Below are 15,072 nucleotides of genomic sequence, written 5' to 3'. Positions count from 1 at the left end.
ACGGGCCCCACGGGCGGACGATTCTCCGCGCCCCATGAGCGTGCTCGACAAGGTGCTGTCATTGCGGCCCGGCAACACGGTGGCCCGGGTGGGCGCGAGCTCGCGCGTGCCGCTGCTCAACCCGCGTGAGCCCCTGCGCGCCCTCGAGCGCCTCCCGGTCGCCCTGGCCTGTCTCCCCGTCCAGTCGAAGGCCGCGCTGCCGGGCCTGCTCCGCGCCGCGCGCTCCGAGGACGCGGTCCTCGGACTCGCCTGCCCGCACCCCACCGCCGACCGTGGCGCCGCCGAGCGCTTCGTCGCGGCCGTGCACGAGGCCGCCGCCGAGGCCGACCACGCGCGCCCCCTGTTCCTCCAGGCCGGTCCCATCCGCGTCACCGGCTCCGACGAGGACTCCCTCGCCCCCCTGCGAGAGAACCTCTTCCGCGTCGTCGACGCGGGCTTCACCCTGGTCTCCCTCGACCTGTCCCGCCTGGACTCCTACGCCGCCGTGGAGGCCGTGAACGCCCTCGTCGGTCCCGTGACGGAGCGCGAGCTCGCCCTCGAACTGAGCGCCCCGACGCCCGCCTCGGGCGGCCTCATCGACGCCTACCGCACGCTCCTCGAGGGCCTGTCCCAGTGGAAGGTCCCCCTCCGCTTCGTCCGCGTCTCCGAACGTGACCTCGGCGGCGCCGAACCCGACGTGGGCACGCTGCGCTCCATCGTCGACCTGGCCACGGACTACAACGCCTCCGTCTGCGTCGGCGACGTCCGCGAGGGCTTCCCCCGCATGCTCCCCACCTATGTCGCCGCGGGCGCGAAGAAGGTCGACTGCGTGGGCCCCTTCGAGCGGCTCGCGCTGACCTCCTGGCCCCCCGAGGTCCGCGAGAGTCTCGAGTCCAGGTCCACCGCCTCGGGCGTCGCCGCCGGAGAGCTCCTCAGCGTCGTCGAGGACTCCCTGCCACCCCTCGACCCCCAGGCCCGCGAGCGGCTCGAGGCCCTCTCCTTCGCCGAAGCCGCCGAGGTCCTCGCCGCCCTGGGCGCCGCCGGCACGGGCCACTCCGTCATGCGCTTCCTCGCGCAGAACCAGGGCGAGTAGCCCCCGCGCGGTGTAGAAGGCCCCATGCGAATCGTCTCAGGCTCCGCGAAGGGCAGGGCGCTGGCCGGCCCCAAGCCCACGTCGCAACACATCCGCCCCACCGCGGACCGCGTGCGGGAGACCCTCTTCAACGTGCTCGGCCAGTTCCTCGACGGCCAGCGCGTCCTCGACCTCTACGCCGGCACCGGCGCCCTCGGCCTCGAGGCCCTGTCCCGCGGCGCGGGCGCCGTGGTCCTCGTCGACCAGGACCGCGAGGCCCAGGCGCTGTGCAAGCAGAACACCCAGGCGCTCGGCTTCTCGGCCCAGGTGGAGCTGCTCTCCCAGCCCGTGGCGCGAGGGCTCGACACGCTGGGACGCCGGGGCGACCGCTTCGAGCTCATCTTCGCGGACCCGCCCTACGCGGCGCGCGTGGTGGAGACGGTGCTGGAGGCCGTCACGGCGGCGAAGGTGCTCGCGCCCGGCGGGATGCTCGTCGTCGAGCACGACAAGCGCGAGGAGGCCCCCGAGTCGCACGCCGGGCTCACCCGGGAGGACCAGCGCCGCTTCGGGGACACCCTGGTCAGCTTCTACCGGGCGCCGTGAGCATTCCTTGACCGGCCCTCGGCCCCGTCCGAGACTCCCCGTCGCATGCCTGTCGCCATCTACCCAGGTTCGTTCGATCCGCTCACCAACGGGCACCTGAGCCTCATCCAGCGCAGCCTGAAGATGTTCGACAAAGTCATCGTCGCCATCGCGGTGAACCCCAAGAAGACCCCCCTCTTCACCGAGGACGAGCGCCGCGACCTCATCCGCGACGCCGTGAAGGACGACCGTGTGGAGGTGGACGCCTTCCATGGTCTGCTGGTCGACTACGTCAAGCGCCGCGGGGTGAACGTCATCGTCCGCGGGCTGCGCGCGGTGTCGGACTTCGAATACGAGTTCCAGCTCGCGAACATGAACCGCAAGCTGGCGCCCACCGTGGAGACCGTCTTCATGATGACGGGTGAGGACTACTTCTACATCTCCTCCCAGCTCGTGCGTGAAGTCGCCTCGTTCGGAGGGGACGTGACGGGGCTGGTTCCCCCCAACGTCCACGCGGGGCTGCAGGCGAAATTCGCGCGGAAGACGTAGCGGCCCGACAGCACTTGTCGGGCCGGCCCTGGCGCGCTACGCATCCGGGCCATGAAACTTGCCCGCCGGCTCCAGGCCATCAAGCCCTCCCCGACGCTCGCTCTCAATTTCCGCGCCAAGGCGCTCGCGGCCCAAGGCGTGGACATCGTGGTCCTGGCGGCGGGCGAGCCCGACTTCGACACGCCCGACTACATCAAGCAGGCTGCGGTCGACGCCATCAACGCGGGCTTCACCAAATACACCGCCACCGCGGGCATCCCCGAGCTGCGTGAGGCCATCTGCAACAAGCTGGAGCGCGACAACGGGCTGCGCTTCACCCCCGAGCAGGTGCTCGTCACCTCCGGCGGCAAGCAGGCGCTCTACAACTTCTGCCAGGCGGTGCTGGACGAGGGTGACGAGGTCATCATCTTCGCGCCCTACTGGGTCAGCTACCCGGACATGGTGCGGCTGGCCGGCGCGACGCCCGTCATCGTCAACACGCGCGAGGAGGACGGCTTCGCGCCGGACCCGGACGCCATCCGCCGGGTGCTCACCCCGCGCACGCGCGCCATCATCATCAACAGCCCGGGCAACCCCACCGGCGCGGTGTACTCGCGCGCCGCGCTGGAGGGCATCGCCGACGCCGTGCGCGGCCACGACTGCCTCATCGTCACCGACGACATCTACGAGAAGCTCCTCTACACGGGCGAGCGGCTGGGCCTCAGCGACGTGGCCCCGGACCTGGTGCCCCGGCTGGTCGTCGTCAACGGCATGAGCAAGGCGTACTCCATGACGGGCTGGCGCCTGGGCTACGCGGCGGGGCCCCGGCCCGTGCTGTCCGCGATGCAGCTGGTGCAGGACCAGTCCACGTCCAACACCTCGTCCATCGGCCAGAAGGCGGCGCTGGCGGCGCTCAAGGGCCCGCCGGACACCATCACGGCCATGGTGAAGGAGTACCAGGAGCGCCGGGACTTCTTCGTGGGCGGCCTCAACGCGCTCGACGGCGTGCGCTGCCGGATGCCCGAGGGCGCCTTCTACGCGCTCGCGGACGTGCGCGGCCTCTACGGGCGGCCCTACAAGGGCAAGGCCGTGGCGGGCTCGGTGCAGCTCTCCGAAATCCTGCTGGACGACTTCCGCGTCGCCGCGGTGCCGGGAGATCCGTTCGGCGCCGAGGGCTACATCCGCATGAGCTTCGCGACCTCGCGCCAGGTGCTCGGCAAGGGGCTGGAGCGGCTGGGCGAACTGGTCCAGGCGCTGCGCTGAAGTCCCTCGAGCGCTCCGGTGTCGCCCGAGTGCGACGCCGGAGCGAACGGGCTCAGTCCGTGTAGGCGAAGGCGCGGTGCTCCTCGCCATAGGGGCGGTAGACGAGCACCGCGGCGCGGCCGGAGAGGTTGCCCACGGCCACCCAGATGTCCTTGGCGTTGCGCAGGTCCAGGCCCAGCCGGGCGGGGGCCTTGCCGTACTTCTTCTCCATCGCCTCGAGCGTGAGCACCTCCACGTCGTAGAGCGAGATGAGGTCCGTGCGCTTCACGCGCAGCTGCTTCACCCACGCGGCGACGAGCTCCTCGGGCGTAGCGTAGCGCTTGTCCTCGAGCTGGAACGGGTAGAACAGCTCGTTGGCGGTGCTGCGCACGTCGCCGGTGAGCAGGAACTGGAAGAGCACGCGCGCGCTCGTCTGGATGTCCTGCCGCTTGAGCTCCTCCGCGGAGGTGGGCGGAGGGGGCGCCGTGTCGAGCCCCGCCTGGAGGTTCGTGGGCATGGCCGGCACAGGCGTGGCGGCCGTCGGGGGCGCCGTGGTGGGCTTCTGTGCGGGCGCGGGGGCGACGGGCTCGGCGCGCCTGGGCGGCGGAGGCTTCGCGTCCGCGGCGGGCTTCTCTGGCGCGGCGGCGGCGGGCTTTTCCGCGGCGGCGGGCTTCTCCGGGGCCGCGGCGGGCGTCTCCGCGGCGGCGGGGGGCTCGGCCGGCTTGGGGACGGGGGCGGGGGGCGGCTCGGCCTTCACGGGAGGCGAGGCGGCGGGGGCCTGGGCGGCGGGCTCCTGGGGGGCGGGGGGCGCGGCGGTGGGCTCGGGCGTCTCCTGCGCCAGGGCGAGCGCGGGCGAGGTGAGGGAGAGGATGAGGGCCAGGGACCAGCGACGCATGCGACCTCCGAGAAGGGGCGGAGCGTAGCAGAGCGGGGCGCCCTGGCGCGTGCCGGGTGTGGACCCGGCGCACCGGGCGGCTGGGCGGCCGGCAGGACACGGCCACATAACATCCGTGCATGCCGGGGCAGAGGTTGGTATGGGGGCGCCCCGATGCCCAAGCGTACCGATATCCGCAAGGTTCTGGTGATTGGCTCGGGCCCGATTGTCATCGGGCAGGCCGTCGAGTTCGACTACTCCGGTACTCAAGCCATCAAGGCTCTCCGGGATGAAGGCGTGGAGGTGGTGCTGCTCAACAGCAACCCCGCCACGGTGATGACGGACCCCGAATTCGCCTTTCGCACCTATATCGAGCCCATCACCGTCGACGCGGCGGAGCGCATCCTCGCCGCCGAGCGGCCGGACTCGCTGCTGCCGACGATGGGTGGCCAGACGGCCCTCAACCTGGCCAAGGCGCTCGCCGAGCAGGGCATCCTGGAGAAGTACGGGGTGCGGCTGATCGGTGCGTCGCTGGAGGCCATCAACAAGGCCGAGGACCGGCAGCTCTTCAAGGCGGCGATGCAGAAGATCGGCGTGGCGCTGCCCAAGAGCGGCTATGCGACGACGCTCGACCAGGCCATGTCGCTGGTGGAGGAGATCGGCTTCCCGGCCATCATCCGGCCCTCCTTCACGCTCGGCGGCACCGGCGGCGGCATCGCGTACAACCGCGAGGAGTTCGAGACCATCTGCCGCTCGGGCCTGAAGGCCTCGCCCACGTCCACCATCCTCGTCGAGGAGAGCGTGCTGGGGTGGAAGGAGTACGAGCTGGAGGTGGTCCGCGACACGGCGGACAACGTCATCATCGTCTGCTCCATCGAGAACCTGGACCCCATGGGGGTGCACACGGGTGACTCGATCACGGTGGCGCCCGCGCAGACGCTGACGGACCGCGAGTACCAGCGGATGCGTCAGGCGTCGCTGGCCATCATCCGGGAGATTGGCGTCGACACGGGTGGCAGCAACATCCAGTTCGGCATCCACCCGAAGGATGGCCGCATGGTGGTCATCGAGATGAACCCGCGCGTGTCGCGCTCCAGCGCGCTGGCGTCGAAGGCGACGGGGTATCCCATCGCGAAGATCGCCGCGAAGCTGGCGCTGGGCTACACGCTGGACGAGCTGCGCAACGACATCACCCGCGACACGCCGGCCTCGTTCGAGCCGACGCTGGACTACGTGGTGGTGAAGGTGCCGCGCTTCAACTTCGAGAAGTTCCCGCACGCGGACCGGACGCTGACCACGAGCATGCGCTCGGTGGGCGAGGTGATGGCCATCGGCCGGACCTTCCCCGAGGCGTACATGAAGGCGCTGCGCTCGATGGAGCTGGGGCGCGTGGGGCTGGAGCCGCCCGAGCTGCCGCAGGAGAAGGAGGAGCGCGAGAAGGTGCTGCGCGAGGCCCTGCGCATCCCGCGCCCCGAGCGGCCGTGGTTCGTGGCCCAGGCCTTCCGCGAGGGCCTGACGGTGGCGGACGTGCACCAGCTGTCCGCCATCGACCCGTGGTTCCTGCGCTACATCGAGATGCTGGTGCGCGAGGCGCAGTCCATCCAGGAGTACGGCCGGTTGGATCAGCTGCCGGACGAGGTGCTGCGGCAGGCGAAGGCGCACGGCTTCTCCGACAAGTACCTGGGCAAGCTGCTCGGCTACCCGGAGGAGGAGGTGCGGGCGCACCGGCACTCGCGCAACATCCGTCCGGTGTTCAAGCGGGTGGACACGTGCGCGGCGGAGTTCGAGGCGTTCACGCCGTACCTGTACTCGACGTACGAGGAGGAGGACGAGGCGCCTCCGACGGACCGGCAGAAGGTGCTCATCCTGGGCAGCGGTCCCATCCGCATTGGTCAGGGCATCGAGTTCGACTACGCGTGCGTGCACGCGGCCTTCGCGCTGCGCGAGGCCGGGTACGAGACGGTGATGGTCAACTGCAACCCGGAGACGGTGTCGACGGACTACGACACGTCGGACCGGCTGTACTTCGAGCCGCTCACGATTGAAGACGTGCTCGAGGTGTCGCAGCGCGAGAAGCCGGTGGGGGCGATTGTCCAGTTCGGTGGGCAGACGCCGCTGCGCATCTCGGTGCCACTGGAGAAGGCGGGCCTGCCGATTCTCGGGACGCCGCCGGACGCGATCGACCGGGCGGAGGACCGTGAGCGGTTCAGCGCGCTCATCGAGAAGCTGGGGCTGACGCAGCCGGAGAACGGGGTGGCGCGCAGCCACGCGGAGGCGTTCAAGGTGGCCGAGCGCATCGGCTACCCGGTGATGGTGCGTCCCTCGTACGTGCTGGGTGGGCGGGCGATGGAGACGGTGTACGACGCGGCCAGCCTGGAGCGGTACATGCGTGAGGCGGTGAGCGCGTCGCCGGAGCACCCGGTGCTCATCGACCGGTTCCTGAAGGACGCCATCGAGGTGGACCTGGACCTGGTGGCGGACCGGACGGGCGCGGTGATGATTGGCGGGGTGCTGGAGCACATCCAGGAGGCCGGGGTGCACTCGGGTGACGCGGCGGCGACGCTGCCTCCGCACTCGCTGTCGCCGGACCTGGTGGAGCGGATGAAGGACCAGGCGATTGCGCTGGCGCAGGAGCTGGGGGTGGTGGGGCTGATGAACGTGCAGTTCGCCATCCAGGGGAAGACCATCTACATCCTGGAGGTGAACCCGCGTGCGAGCCGCACGGTGCCGTTCATCTCGAAGGCCACGGGTGTGGCGATGGCGAAGATCGCCGCGCTGTGCATGGTGGGCAAGACGCTGGCGGAGCTGGGGGCGACGCAGGAGCCCCAGATGAACCACGTCGCGGTGAAGGAGAGCGTGTTCCCGTTCGCGCGCTTCGCGGGGGTGGACGTCATCCTCGGGCCCGAGATGAAGTCGACGGGCGAGGTGATGGGGCTGGCGCAGGACTACGCGTCGGCCTTCGCCAAGAGCCAGCTGGCGGCGGGGGTGAAGCTGCCGAAGAGCGGCAAGGTGTTCATCTCCGTGAAGGACGACGACAAGCCGGCGGTGGTGGACCTGGCGCGGCGTCTGCGGGCGATGGGGTTCACGCTCATCGTGACGGCGGGGACGCACAAGTACCTGGCGACGAAGGGCATCGAGGCGCAGGTGGTGCAGAAGGTGAAGGAGGGCCGGCCGAACATCGTCGACAAGATCGTCGACGGGGAGATCGTGCTGGTCATCAACACAACCTTCGGCAAGCAGGAGATCGCGGACAGCTTCTCCATTCGCCGTGAGTCGTTGATGCACTCGGTGCCGTACTACACGACGGTGCAGGCGGCGCGCATGGCGGTGGGCGCGCTGGAGTCGCTCAAGCGGGCGGACCTGGAGGTCAAGCCGCTGCAGGAGTACCTGGGCGTTACGAGCACGGTGCCGGGCAAGGCGCGCCGGTAGGGTTCAGGACGCTCGGTCCTGAGGTGAATCGCGGCCCCGTTCCCCTGAGTTGGGAGCGGGGCCGTGGTGCTTCCGGGGGAGGAATGCCTCGGTTGAATGGTTACCGAGCCCGAGACAGCGTCACCGTCAGCGAGGTGATTGCCGGCGGCAGGGAGAGGGAGACCGTGCCTGCCTTGAGCTCATCCTGGGTGAGCTGGTGCTTGATGGTTCCAATCTCGTCGTCGAGGAGCGTGTCGATATCGAGGACCTTGAACTCGATGGGCTGGGCGAGCAGCACCTCCGCGGAGGTGGAGCAGCCACCCGTGCTCCACTGGGGCGTCCAGCTGGAGATCTCGGGTGTCCGCGTCACCAGCGGCTCGCCAGCGACGGAAGTCGGGCACCGCAGCTCGACGACCACATCCGGCGCCGAGCCATCGACGTCCCAGTCAAGGTTGTCGTTGGGATCCTGCGCGGAGATGGTGGCCTGAGAGGGCTGGATGGCCACCAAGGAGGAGACATCCAGCACGCACTCTCGTCGCTCGACATTGCAGGAGTTCAAACCCACGCACGCGGAACAGTAGAGGCCACTGTTCCCACAGGCGTTCGTCGTGTTCCCCGCGATACAGGTGGTTCCCTGGCAGCAGCCCGAACACGACTCCGGGGTGCATTCCACCAGCGGGGGCGGTAGCGGCTCGGAGGTATCTCCGCAGCCACCTTCATCCGCTCCCATCAACACAACGGCGAGTACAGCCAGAAACAGGGATTTGTGCATGAGCTTTTCAGGTGATGCGACGTGAAGGATTCAACGAGGCGCGGTGGGCTGCGCCTCGGATGTGAAAGTCAGCGAGGTGCTTCGCTCAGCGACACCAGGAGGACTCTGCTTCCTCCGTCCGAACGCAGCCCCAAGGAGGAAATCCGCTGAAAGGGGACACCGAGGAGCTGCTGTCGTTCCGAGTCAGGACGCGGAGCGAGCACGAGGTTCATGGCTCGACCTTGGTCAAAGGCCGTTCGGCTCGCGGGCTGGACGTAGCCGACCAGGGTGAAGGTGTCGTTTCGAAGGCGGTGGAATTCGAAGGATTCGCCCGTAGGGGTGGCGACGACGGTGGCTGCTCTCAACTGATAGACCGTCTCTGTTGGCGCGAAACCGTAGGAACCCTCGGGCATGTCGTTCGCACGTTGAGGTCTGTTGCTTCGAGGGATGAGACTGACCTGGTTCTTGCTGCGGAGCCCCTCGATGGTGGAGGGGTGCGTTGAAGCACCGACAAGGCCGCTGATGGGAACGGCTCGCGGTGGTGCGGGCTGCTGCGCGACTGGAACGATCGGCAGGTCGGGGTTGCTCCCTCTCGACTCCCGCTGGCGCTGGGACCTTCCGCGCTCTGGAGAGGGCGTGGTGGGCTCGGGGCGGTGGGGCGTCGACTCGGACTCGCGCAGGTACAGGAATCCCACTGCGACCAGTAGCAGAGGGACCAGCAGTCGTGGCCCGAAGCGCGTTCTTGAAGGTTCGACTTTCGTCGGGGGGAGGCTCGCTGTCGGAGCCACGGGTGGATCGACTCGCCCGGCGGTGGTCGCAGGGGGCGCTGGAGGCACGGCCTTCACGACGTCGGCCGGACTCGGGCGAGGTGGGGCTGCGACCGGAACGAGGACCTCCTTGGGCACGGAGGGGGGCGGAGCAATGGACGTAGGTGTTGCCAGACGTTCAATTTCCCTATGGAGGTCCTTGAACATCGTGTGACAGTTGATGCCTCCGTACATGCGGAACCGGCCGCGTCCGGAAATGGAGCCAATGCTCGAGATGAGAGACTTGTATCGAAAGTGGACCAGGGCACTATCCGACTCATAGAAGGCCCAGACGATGTCCACATTGGCGTGAGTGTCATGGCCACACTTCGCCAGGGCCTGCGTGACGATATCGTCCCATCCGCCGTAGCCAACCACCACCAGGATGTACTCACGCAGAAGTGACTGGAGTGATGCGTCAAGATTCGGGCGTTCCTGGGTCAACTGTATCGGGGTGTGAAGCGTATCCGAGCGGGTCCAGTACCCATGCAGATGGACGACGCGATGGTCGCCCCGCTCGGGCCGCACGGCATCCAGTCGTCCGTCTGCGTGAAGAATGACCTGCGACACCCGGCCCCCCGCTTGCCGAATGGCAACGGAGATGAGGGGGTCGAAATTGGTCGTCAGGATGGGACCGAATCGCTCGGGGAACGATACGACCAGCTTTCCGAGATCTCGCGTCGCGGCAGGCAGGTACCAACCGTGGTGGTCTTCGTCGAAGCGCTGGACGTCAGCGGTCTCGGCGGAGGATGCAGTCAGCCTGGCTTGCAACACGGCTTCGCGAATGACCCGATTGACCGCCTCCTGATTGCTCCAGCTCCGAAGGAGCTGCATCGCGAGTTGGTACTGCCGTGTGCTGTCCGCCGTCGCAAGAGTGGCATCGAACTCGGCCTCTGCCTTCGCGCCTGCTGCCGCCCTGGCGCGCCTGACCATCTCCGCGGTGCCTGGGACACCGGGGGATCCGGGTGTGTCCGGCATCGACAACGGAGAACCCACAAGAAAGGCAATCTTCTTGTCGCTGTTGCTCAGCGAGTTGAGCAGGGAGTTGGGTGACGCGAGTCGTTCAAGGGCTTCAACGGGCATGAGTGGGGCGGGTTCCTGAGTAGGTCAAACTGACGTCGCGTTCTCGGAGGAGCCACCATCGGCGTTACCGCTGCTCTGCCTCCTGGCTTCCTCCTCGTAGGCGACGAGCACCAGCGTCCGGAGCTTCTCGATGTCGCCAGACGCGTTGAAGTAGATGCGGCTCCTACCGATGCCGTCCGGCGCCGCCTCCACCTCGAACCCCGGGGCGAGCATCGCCGCCTGTTCCGCGGGTAGCCGGGTGACGAGCGATTTCTTCTTCCCATTGGTGAAGGCCCGGATGAACCAGGACGTCACCTTGCCCAGGTTGATGCCGAAGTAGGTGGTCGAGTCCTTGTAACTGATGGACTGCCTGAGCGCGGATTCGGCGCACTGCTTCTGGACGATTCGAAAGATCTCCAGTTCGAGCTCCGTGGTCTCGATCTGTGGCACCACTGGCCCCTCCGCGACCTCTGCCGTTCGCTGCAGGGCCTCCGCGGGGCTCGGCGCGGCGGCACTGGGGGCGTTGGGCTGGGCGATCTCCTGCTGGATCGACTTCGTCATCATGTCCAGGAGCGTGGTCTGGATGGACTTCTTCACGATGGGGACGAAGCGCTCGACCACGTTGCGTGTGACGCGCCCGGAAACCAGCTCGACCTCCGCCAGCAGGAACCGAACGAAGCTCTCGGAGGGGTTGCGCAGCAGCTCGTTGATGAGCGCCGTGACCTTGCCGACGAAGATGATCTCCTCTGCGTGTCCCTGGATGGACGTCGCATCGAAGAACTCCTTCGTGAAGGGGCGAAGCAGGTCGACATCCCGATCGGTGAAGTTGAGGACGTTGAACTCCATGAACGGAGTCGCATCCATCATGTTGGAGGACTGGAGGTCGGTGAAGAACCGGTAGCGCGTGCCATTCGTCACGACTCCGATGCGCACGGACGGCGTGGCGTTGAAGTAGCGCGCCAGTTGTCCGTCGTGGTCCTCGGGAGTTGCGTCCGCGGCCTTGCACTCGATGAAGAGCGCGGGTTGCCCCTTCAGGTGCAGCGCATAGTCCACCTTCTCCATGACGCCGCCGCGCTTCTTGGCGAAGTCCGCGACGTACTCCGGCTGCGTCTCCGTGGGATCGTAGATGTCGTAACCCAGCGCTTGGATGAACGGGAGGATGAGAGCCTGCTTCGTGGCCTCCTCCCCCTTGATGAACGCCTGCCGCTTACGAACCTGCTCGGACAGCAGTCGCAAATCTTCGCCAAGGCCCATGTCGTTCCCCCACTTCGTGCACGGCGCACCGCCGCATCCCTTACACGCTAACGCATGGCGCGAATCACTCAAACACCTCTCGGTATCGGCTGTTTGAGCAAGGTCAAGGCAGACCCTGTGTCACGCTTTGACCCTACTACCGTGGTGGTATTGCATCTGGCATTGGGTTCGCTCGCGGTGTGCTCTGCCTTCGTCGCCGGACGGAAGCGCTTCCCGTCCCACGCTTGGGCGGCTACCCTTGACGCGCTGCTTCCGCCCCTGGACCTACATCCTCCCCCGAGGAGCTTCACGCATGTCGTCGTCTCTGCCCCCCGCCTTCAACATCGCCTCCGTGGACGTGGAGGGCTTCCACCGGGACCTGAAGGCACTGCGCGCGGAGCTCGACGCCAATCTGGGCGAAGCGGATGCGAAGCATCTCCGCAAGATCGAGCGCTGGGGCCGCATCGGCACGCTGCTGGGCATCGCCACCTGCTGGATCGCCCCGAACCCGTTCAGCGCCGCCGCGCTCAGTGTGGGCCGCTCGACGCGCTGGCTCCTCATGCATCACGTGGGACACCGCGGCTATGACCGCGTCCCCGGGCTCCCTGCGTCCCGCACCGGCAAGGGCTTCGCCAAGGGCGCACGTCGCTATCTCGATTGGCTCGACTGGATGCTCCCGGATGCCTGGGTGTTCGAGCACAACGTCCTCCACCACTCGTACACCGGTGAGGAGTCGGACCCCGACCTCCTCGAGCGCAACGCGGAGGGCACGCTGCGCAACCCGGCCCGGCCCCTGTTCCTGCGCTACGTCCAGCTCACGCTCCTGGCCCTCACCTGGCGCGCCTCGTACTACGCCCCCGAGACGCTCAGCGCCCTGCGCCGCAAGGGCCGTCGCGATGGTGGCTCGCTCTCCGGCGCCGAGTGGAAGGAGCTGCTGCTGCGCTGCTACCTCCCGTACGCCGCCGTCCAGTTCGTCCTCTTCCCGGCCCTGTTCCTCATCATCGGTTCCTGGGCGGCGTTCAGCGCGTTCTGCAACTCGCTGATGGCGGACGTGCTCACCAGCGTCCACACGTTCCTCGTCGTCGGCCCCAACCACACCGGCGAGGACCTGTACCGCTTCGACACGTCCCCCGCGAACAAGGGCGAGCGCTACGTCCAGCAGGTCATCGGCAGCGCGAACTACCGCACCGGCGGAGACCTCAACGACTTCGCCCACCTCTGGCTGAACTACCAGATCGAACACCACATCTGGCCCGACCTGCCGATGCTCAAGTACCGCGAGGCCCAGCCCAAGGTCCTCGCGCTCTGCCAGAAGTACGGCATCCCCTATGTCCAGGAGAGCGTCTGGACCCGCGTCCGGAAGATGGTGGATGTCGTCGTGGGCAAGCGCTCCATGCGCAAGCTCACCCCGCGCGCGAGCGCGGAGGCCGCTCCCGTCGCCCCCGAGTCACTCCAGGCTCACGTGGCCTGACTCCAGGGCTCAGCTCGGTGATGCGCGGCGCTGGCGGGGCGGCATGGCCCGCGTCAGCGTCTTCTCCGCCGTGCCACCGTTGTCCTCTCGGCGCAGGACCTCCGCGTCCACCACCCGCGCACCATCGGCGGAGACAGGCGGCCCGAGCGTCACCACGAGCACCCGGTAGGACTCCTCCAGCCGCTTGTGCAGCTTGATGAAGTTCACCTGCGCCGTGCCCGGCATGTCCTCGGTGTACGTGAAGTACCAGCGCAGCTCGTCCAGGTGCGTGTAGTACCGGTCCACCACCGCCTGCTCCTGTTCGGGCAGGTGGATGAGCTGCTCGAAGGCCCCCTCCGCGTACCGCGAGGCGATGGTCTCCAGCAGCGGCTCCCGGCTGCGCAAACGCGAGAAGAGCGCGAACATCTCGTCGCGCCTTGCTTCCAACCGGCGCATGATTCCAGCCGCGTCCATCGCAATCAGGTTGCGGACACGCGCGGCGATCTCATCGGCCTTCTTGCGACGAGCCATGGGACCGCAGCCTAACCTCTGCTCACAAGCCAGGCCAATGGGGGGCGAACAGCGTGGCCTGACAGACGAATCGCGGGCCGCCGTTTTTCGGCGGCAGGGGACTCCAGTTCGCCTGCTACGCTCGTCGCATGGTGCTCAAGATCGTCCAGGCGGGAGAGCCGGTACTTCGTCAACAGGCGCGAGACCTGACGCCCGAGGAGATTGGCAGTCCGGAGATTCAGCGGCTCATCGTGTTGATGCGCGACACGATGCGAGACGCCCCGGGCGTGGGGCTCGCGGCGCCCCAGGTCGGCGTGGGCCTTCGGCTGGTCGTCATCGAGGACCGCGCGGAGTATCAGGCCGGCGTGGCGCCCGCGGACCTCGCGGCGCGTGAGCGCCAGCCCGTGCCCTTCCATGTGCTCATCAACCCGAAGCTGACGGTGGAGGACTCGACCCCCGCCGAGTTCCACGAGGGCTGCCTCAGTGTGACGGGCTTCGCGGCGCTCGTGGCCCGAGCCCGAGGCGTGCGCGTGGACGCCCTGGACGAGCAGGGCCGCCGCGTGACGATTCGCGCGACGGGCTGGTACGCCCGCATCCTTCAGCACGAGCTGGACCACCTCGACGGCACGCTCTACGTCGACCGGATGGCCACTCGCAGCTTCACGACGGGGGAGAACCATCGTCGCCACTGGGCCGGGCGCTCCACCGCCGAGGTGCGCTCCGCGCTCCGGATTCCCTCCGACGCCGAGTGAGGCCCTGGGAGGCTCGTCGAGGAGCACAGCTTCGATGGGCCCGCAGCGGTACAGCGCGAAGTCGAGCCCTCCGCGCGTTGTACCCGGGGAGGGGAGCGCCTACGGTGACCTCCGTCAAACCCTGACGGGGGTACACCGATGACTGTCGCGAACGAAGACCTCACCCGGCCCATCCTGATTGGCCGCTCGAGTTCTCACTTCACCCGCATCGCGCGCATCTTCGCGGCGGAGCTGGGCGTCGCCTACGACTTCCACATCCTGCGCGACATCATGTCGCCCAATCTCCAGGATTACGGCGGCAATCCCGCGCTCAAGATTCCCGTGCTGCGCACGGCCCGAGGCTCGTGGTTCGGTACGCTCAATGTCTGTCGCGAGCTGCGGCGCCACTCCACCCACAAGGCACGCGTGCTGTGGCCCGAGGACCTGACCGAGTCCCTGTCCGCCAACATGCAGGAGCTGGTCCTCCAGACCATGGCCACGGAGGTGACGATCGTCATGTCCAAGGTGGGGGGCGGGGCCCAGGCCGGGGCTCACCACGACAAGCTGCGCACGAGCCTGCTCAACATGATGGCGTGGCTGGAGCAGAACGTGGACGCCGCGCTCGCCGAGCTCCCCTCGGAGCGAAGTGTGAGCTTCCTCGAGGTCTCCCTCTATTGCCTCGTGATGCACCTGTCGTTCCGCGAGGTGCTGGACACCACCCCCTACGCGGCGCTCACCGCGTTCTGTCAGCGATTCGGCCAGCGCGCCTCGTGCGTCGAGACGACCTTCCGCTTCGACACCTGAGCACTCGCGTCATGCCCGGGGCCTGCCGTGCCCCGGGTTG

Annotated in this window: 13 protein-coding genes; 8 read left to right on the top strand and 5 right to left on the bottom strand. The window is 68.0% G+C overall.

Annotated elements, in window-relative coordinates; all coding sequences use genetic code 11:
* Positions 1 to 34 precede the first annotated feature (34 nt).
* Genes AC6JA9_RS24065 through AC6JA9_RS24050 form a run of 4 tightly spaced genes read left to right on the top strand, consistent with a single transcriptional unit; the run spans position 35 to position 3,424 of the window.
* On the top strand, positions 35 to 1,072 hold the full coding sequence (locus AC6JA9_RS24065) for a hypothetical protein (protein ID WP_497957893.1): 1,038 nt from the start codon (positions 35 to 37) through the stop codon (positions 1,070 to 1,072).
* 24 nt (positions 1,073 to 1,096) lie between these two features.
* Positions 1,097 to 1,654 carry a 16S rRNA (guanine(966)-N(2))-methyltransferase RsmD gene (rsmD, locus tag AC6JA9_RS24060; RefSeq protein WP_223783709.1) on the top strand — a complete coding sequence of 186 codons (558 nt, stop codon included), beginning with the start codon at positions 1,097 to 1,099 and terminating at the stop codon, positions 1,652 to 1,654.
* A gap of 45 nt (positions 1,655 to 1,699) precedes the next feature.
* Positions 1,700 to 2,182 (top strand): pantetheine-phosphate adenylyltransferase, encoded by a 483-nt coding sequence (gene coaD, locus AC6JA9_RS24055; RefSeq protein WP_046714191.1) that lies wholly within the window; start codon positions 1,700 to 1,702, stop codon positions 2,180 to 2,182.
* A 51-nt stretch (positions 2,183 to 2,233) separates the two neighbouring features.
* Complete coding sequence (locus AC6JA9_RS24050; RefSeq protein WP_223783708.1) at positions 2,234 to 3,424, top strand: pyridoxal phosphate-dependent aminotransferase; 1,191 nt, start codon at positions 2,234 to 2,236, stop codon at positions 3,422 to 3,424.
* A 52-nt stretch (positions 3,425 to 3,476) separates the two neighbouring features.
* Here AC6JA9_RS24050 and AC6JA9_RS24045 read toward each other — a convergent pair whose 3' ends face one another.
* Positions 3,477 to 4,298 (bottom strand): hypothetical protein, encoded by an 822-nt coding sequence (locus AC6JA9_RS24045; RefSeq protein WP_497957892.1) that lies wholly within the window; start codon positions 4,296 to 4,298, stop codon positions 3,477 to 3,479.
* Between the two features lie 153 nt (positions 4,299 to 4,451).
* Between AC6JA9_RS24045 and carB the strand changes: the two genes are divergently transcribed.
* A complete protein-coding gene (carB, locus tag AC6JA9_RS24040; RefSeq protein ID WP_223783706.1) occupies positions 4,452 to 7,706 on the top strand; it encodes a carbamoyl-phosphate synthase large subunit in 3,255 nt (1,084 codons plus the stop codon).
* A 100-nt stretch (positions 7,707 to 7,806) separates the two neighbouring features.
* Here the strand turns inward: carB and AC6JA9_RS24035 are convergent, their stop codons facing one another.
* The 3 genes from AC6JA9_RS24035 to AC6JA9_RS24025 form a co-directional block, all read right to left on the bottom strand.
* The gene (locus tag AC6JA9_RS24035; RefSeq protein WP_141323460.1) at positions 7,807 to 8,211 is read right to left on the bottom strand and encodes a hypothetical protein; all 405 of its coding nucleotides are present in this window, start codon (positions 8,209 to 8,211) and stop codon (positions 7,807 to 7,809) included.
* Between the two features lie 314 nt (positions 8,212 to 8,525).
* Positions 8,526 to 10,325 carry an SIR2 family protein gene (locus tag AC6JA9_RS24030; RefSeq protein WP_223747333.1) on the bottom strand — a complete coding sequence of 600 codons (1,800 nt, stop codon included), beginning with the start codon at positions 10,323 to 10,325 and terminating at the stop codon, positions 8,526 to 8,528.
* Between the two features lie 24 nt (positions 10,326 to 10,349).
* Positions 10,350 to 11,558 (bottom strand): type I restriction endonuclease, encoded by a 1,209-nt coding sequence (locus AC6JA9_RS24025; protein ID WP_223747334.1) that lies wholly within the window; start codon positions 11,556 to 11,558, stop codon positions 10,350 to 10,352.
* Positions 11,559 to 11,850: 292 nt separating this feature from the next.
* Here AC6JA9_RS24025 and AC6JA9_RS24020 point away from each other — a divergent pair, with 292 nt between their 5' ends.
* The gene (locus AC6JA9_RS24020) at positions 11,851 to 13,008 is read left to right on the top strand and encodes a fatty acid desaturase family protein (protein WP_497957891.1); all 1,158 of its coding nucleotides are present in this window, start codon (positions 11,851 to 11,853) and stop codon (positions 13,006 to 13,008) included.
* Positions 13,009 to 13,017: 9 nt separating this feature from the next.
* Here the strand turns inward: AC6JA9_RS24020 and AC6JA9_RS24015 are convergent, their stop codons facing one another.
* The gene (locus AC6JA9_RS24015; RefSeq protein WP_141323456.1) at positions 13,018 to 13,518 is read right to left on the bottom strand and encodes a hypothetical protein; all 501 of its coding nucleotides are present in this window, start codon (positions 13,516 to 13,518) and stop codon (positions 13,018 to 13,020) included.
* Positions 13,519 to 13,646: 128 nt separating this feature from the next.
* Between AC6JA9_RS24015 and def the strand changes: the two genes are divergently transcribed.
* Positions 13,647 to 14,249, top strand: a complete 603-nt coding sequence (gene def / locus AC6JA9_RS24010; RefSeq protein ID WP_483578072.1) for a peptide deformylase — start codon at positions 13,647 to 13,649, stop codon at positions 14,247 to 14,249.
* A gap of 138 nt (positions 14,250 to 14,387) precedes the next feature.
* Complete coding sequence (locus tag AC6JA9_RS24005) at positions 14,388 to 15,032, top strand: glutathione S-transferase family protein (RefSeq protein WP_223783702.1); 645 nt, start codon at positions 14,388 to 14,390, stop codon at positions 15,030 to 15,032.
* Positions 15,033 to 15,072 lie beyond the last annotated feature (40 nt).

Source organism: Myxococcus sp. MH1, assembly GCF_059738865.1.
This window is presented reverse-complemented; position numbering and strand designations above follow the sequence as displayed.

Excerpts from the sequence above, each read along its gene's own strand:
- carB (WP_223783706.1), top strand. The coding sequence starts at position 4,452 with ATGCCCAAGCGTACCGATATCCGCAAGGTTCTGGTGATTGGCTCGGGC.
- AC6JA9_RS24025 (WP_223747334.1), bottom strand. The coding sequence starts at position 11,558 with ATGGGCCTTGGCGAAGATTTGCGACTGCTGTCCGAGCAGGTTCGTAAG.
- AC6JA9_RS24050 (WP_223783708.1), top strand. The coding sequence starts at position 2,234 with ATGAAACTTGCCCGCCGGCTCCAGGCCATCAAGCCCTCCCCGACGCTC.
- def (WP_483578072.1), top strand. The coding sequence starts at position 13,647 with ATGGTGCTCAAGATCGTCCAGGCGGGAGAGCCGGTACTTCGTCAACAG.
- rsmD (WP_223783709.1), top strand. The coding sequence starts at position 1,097 with ATGCGAATCGTCTCAGGCTCCGCGAAGGGCAGGGCGCTGGCCGGCCCC.
- AC6JA9_RS24065 (WP_497957893.1), top strand. The coding sequence starts at position 35 with ATGAGCGTGCTCGACAAGGTGCTGTCATTGCGGCCCGGCAACACGGTG.
- AC6JA9_RS24020 (WP_497957891.1), top strand. The coding sequence starts at position 11,851 with ATGTCGTCGTCTCTGCCCCCCGCCTTCAACATCGCCTCCGTGGACGTG.
- AC6JA9_RS24045 (WP_497957892.1), bottom strand. The coding sequence starts at position 4,298 with ATGCGTCGCTGGTCCCTGGCCCTCATCCTCTCCCTCACCTCGCCCGCG.
- AC6JA9_RS24015 (WP_141323456.1), bottom strand. The coding sequence starts at position 13,518 with ATGGCTCGTCGCAAGAAGGCCGATGAGATCGCCGCGCGTGTCCGCAAC.
- AC6JA9_RS24005 (WP_223783702.1), top strand. The coding sequence starts at position 14,388 with ATGACTGTCGCGAACGAAGACCTCACCCGGCCCATCCTGATTGGCCGC.
- AC6JA9_RS24030 (WP_223747333.1), bottom strand. The coding sequence starts at position 10,325 with ATGCCCGTTGAAGCCCTTGAACGACTCGCGTCACCCAACTCCCTGCTC.
- coaD (WP_046714191.1), top strand. The coding sequence starts at position 1,700 with ATGCCTGTCGCCATCTACCCAGGTTCGTTCGATCCGCTCACCAACGGG.